At 62.3% G+C, this 3,338-nt stretch carries 4 protein-coding genes; 3 read left to right on the forward strand and 1 reads right to left on the reverse strand.

What is annotated here, in order from left to right:
• A partial coding sequence (locus tag EN781_RS29125) for a peptidoglycan-binding protein (protein WP_189347917.1) occupies window positions 1-490 on the forward strand: 490 nt, incomplete at its 5' end.
• 30 nt (window positions 491-520) lie between these two features.
• Complete coding sequence (locus EN781_RS29130; RefSeq protein ID WP_126053879.1) at window positions 521-904, forward strand: hypothetical protein; 384 nt, start codon at window positions 521-523, stop codon at window positions 902-904.
• Window positions 905-921: 17 nt separating this feature from the next.
• Here the strand turns inward: EN781_RS29130 and EN781_RS29135 are convergent, their stop codons facing one another.
• Window positions 922-2,142, reverse strand: coding sequence for an alanine racemase (locus EN781_RS29135; RefSeq protein WP_126053878.1), 1,221 nt, complete (start codon window positions 2,140-2,142; stop codon window positions 922-924).
• A 219-nt stretch (window positions 2,143-2,361) separates the two neighbouring features.
• Between EN781_RS29135 and EN781_RS29140 the strand changes: the two genes are divergently transcribed.
• A complete protein-coding gene (locus EN781_RS29140) occupies window positions 2,362-3,282 on the forward strand; it encodes a DMT family transporter (RefSeq protein WP_127400576.1) in 921 nt (306 codons plus the stop codon).
• Window positions 3,283-3,338 lie beyond the last annotated feature (56 nt).

A 3,338-nucleotide genomic window follows, 5' to 3' on the forward strand; every position in this document is an offset into this window, starting at 1 on the left:
GCCCTGGATCGAGGAAGTCCGGGCGCCCGACGACATGCCCTGGGACCAGACCGGCCGCACCAACAAGCTGCCTTTGCCGCAATGGGCCGCCTGGGGCGTCACCAACCCGGACGGCACGCCGCTCATCGACAACGGCCTCAAGGCCGGACTGGCGCTGCCGATGGGCCGCAAGGGACCGGCCTTCCTCACCTACGACAATTTCGACGTCTATCTCGAATGGAACCAGTCCTTCACCTACGCGCTGACCGCGGCCAACCTTGCCGCCCGGCTGGCGGGCGCCCCACAACTCGATCCACGCGATCCCGAACCCGGCCTCAGCGGCGATCAGATGAAGGCGCTGCAGACGAAGCTCGAAGCCAAAGGCTACGATGTCGGCACAGTCGACGGCATCCTCGGCACCAACACCCGCGAGGCAATCCGCAAGGAACAGATGCGGCTTGGCCTCCCGGTGGACGGTTGGCCCACGCCGGAGCTTTTGGCGAGGCTGTAGTCGTTGGCGCGAGCACGTTGAAAGCAATGTATGAGCGGCTTCGACCCGAAGAACGGCTACACGCCGATTACCGCGTCTCCGAAACCGTGGGCTGACATCGAGGCATTCTACGCTTCACTTATCCAAGAATCGTTCGATCAACAGCCTTTGGTCGATCTCATTCGCCACATCCGTTCTGCCTATGCGGAGGGCAGATTCCACGCTTTCACTTCGATGCACACGTTGGTCATCAGCGTGAACAATCCCATTGAATTCAACCGCGAAAACCTGCGCGTTGACTACCTCCCCGACCGTCGTGAGTGGAAGTTCACCTACTTTTCAAAGCCCTTCAAGGCGGCCGAATTCAGCAGACGCTATCCTGCGCCACTGGGCATCGAGAAATTTGACAATTTCGTAAGAATGATCGGCTGGTAGGCCATCTCCAACGGATTTCAATCCGCCATCGTCTCCAAACTCGCGAAACCCTGCGGCGCATCGCCCTCGTCGAACGGTGTCGTCACCTCGACGAAAGTGTCGGGGAAGAAGCCGTTGAAGCGGGTCCGCAGCGACAATGAGTAAGCCCCGATATGGCCGATCTCGATCCAGTCGCCGGTGTCGACCGTTTCCGGCAGCCAGAATGGTCTGGACAGGATGTCGACGGAATCGCAGGTCGCGCCGCAGACCTTGAACGGCACGATGTTCTTCTCTTCGCCGTTGCGCGAACGGATCGCCGGATCCGGGATGAAGCGCGCCGGTAGCGTGATCTTGCCCGTCCATGAATCCGACAACGATGCCCAGATACCGTCATTGATGTAGAGCCGCTTGCCCTTGCGCAAGAGCACGCGCACGATCAGCGACAGGCAGCGCGCAACGATCACCCGTCCGGGCTCCGCCACCAGCGGCATCTGGTCGAACTGGTATTCCTTGATGTCGCCCGACAGCCGCGACATGATCTGGCCGAGCGATGGCATTTCGACCTGCTTGCGGTTGGGATCATGGCCATACTCGGCCGGAAAGCCGCCACCGACATCGAGCCCGGCAATGTCGAAGGTCAGTCGGTTGCGCACCCAGTCTGCCGAGGCCAGCGCCCGCTCATAGGTGTCCGGGTCCTCGATCTGGCTGCCGACATGGAAGCAGAGCCCGACCTTGTAGCCGGTGCGGTTGAGCCGCTCGGCGAGTTCCACCGCATTGGCCGGCCCGGCGCCGAACTTCTTCGACAGTTCGTAGGCGGCCGATCCCTTTGTCTGAATGCGCACAAAGACAGTGATGGCGCCAGGATCGATGTCGAGCGCCCGCACCACCCTGGTCAGCTTGGTGATCTCGTCCTCATGGTCGAGCGAGATGACGCGGATGCCGTATTTCTCCAGCGCCAGCTTGATGTCAGACTGCGCTTTGATCGGATGCATGTAGAGCATCTCGGCATCGGGGGAGACGGCGCGCACGGCGGCGAACTCGCCGGGCGAAGCCACGTCGAAAGCGGTGACGCCAGCCTCGGCCAGCGCCTTCAGCACGATCTGCTCGCCATTGGTCTTGACTGCATAGGCCGTCTTGCCGGGAAACATGCCCATGAACTGCAGGGCGTCGGCCCTCAGCACCTGCGGGCGAAAACAATAGACCGGATCGTCCGGACGAAGCGCCAGCGCCGCCTCGCGGGCATTCTCGAATCGCTGCATGGACGAATCCCTCAAACTAGGCTGCGCACAATTAATCCAAGCTAGCGGCCAAAGAAAACAATTCTGTGTCTCGGCCTGTTACGGCTGCTGAGCTAAGCCGGTTGTGGGAAGAGCTAGGCCAGCCGCCAGGTTTCGGGTGGCCCTTGCTTCGGAACCGCATATGGCTTGAACAGGACATTCGACAGGATTGGCATTCCGACGGTCCGGGAGGGCAAGCATATGGCAACAGCAGCAGCCACCGCCACGGCTCGCGGCCCGATGACGCTTGCCGATTGGGGACAGCTGCTTTTGCTCGGCGCGATCTGGGGCGGGTCGTTCTTCTTCGCCCGCATCGCCGTCTCGGAACTTTCGCCCCTGGTGCTGGTGCTGTTTCGTGTCGCCATCGCGGCGGCAGCGCTCCAGCTCTATCTGGCGGTGCGCGGCCCTTCCTTCCGCCTCGCCCGCCCGCACGCAGGCCTGTTATTCCTGCTGGCGCTTGCCAACAATGTCGTCCCTTTCTCGCTGATCTTCGCCGGCCAGACAGAACTTGGCGCCGGTATCGCCTCGGTGCTCAACGCCACCACGCCGTTCTGGACCCTGGTCCTCGCCAATGCGCTGACATCTGACGAGAAACTGTCCTGGAACAAGCTTGCCGGCATTGCGCTCGGCATCGCCGGCACGGCGGTGATGATCGGTCCCGGCCTGCTTGCCGGGCTCGGCGGTCCGGTCTGGGCGAAATTCGCGCTGATCGGCGCCTCGCTGTCCTACGCTATCGCGCTGATGATCGCCCGCCGCTTCAAGGGCGTGCCATCGCCGGTCATCGCCACCGGACAATTGACCGCCTCGACCATCATCATGATCCCGGTCGTGCTCCTCGCCCATGGTCCAGGCGGTTTGTTTGCGGCCTCGCCACCTGTCTGGGCGGCGGTGCTGGGGCTGGCGCTGCTCTCCACCGCCTTCGCCTACATTCTCTATTTCATCCTTGTCGCCTCGGCCGGCGCCACCAACGCCTCGCTGGTCACGCTCATCGTGCCGGTTAGCGCCATGCTACTCGGTTTCCTGTTCCTGGGAGAGCGGCTCGAGCTGTTCGAAATGGGCGGCATGGCATTGATCGGGCTGGGCCTCGTCACCATCGATGGGCGCTTGTTCGGCCAACGCTGACGCTCGTTGTTCGCCGGACGCAAGGCCGATCTAGATCCTTTGATTGACTTCCGCAT

The sequence above is a fragment of the Mesorhizobium sp. M4A.F.Ca.ET.090.04.2.1 genome, from assembly GCF_003999085.1.
Classification (GTDB): domain Bacteria; phylum Pseudomonadota; class Alphaproteobacteria; order Rhizobiales; family Rhizobiaceae; genus Mesorhizobium.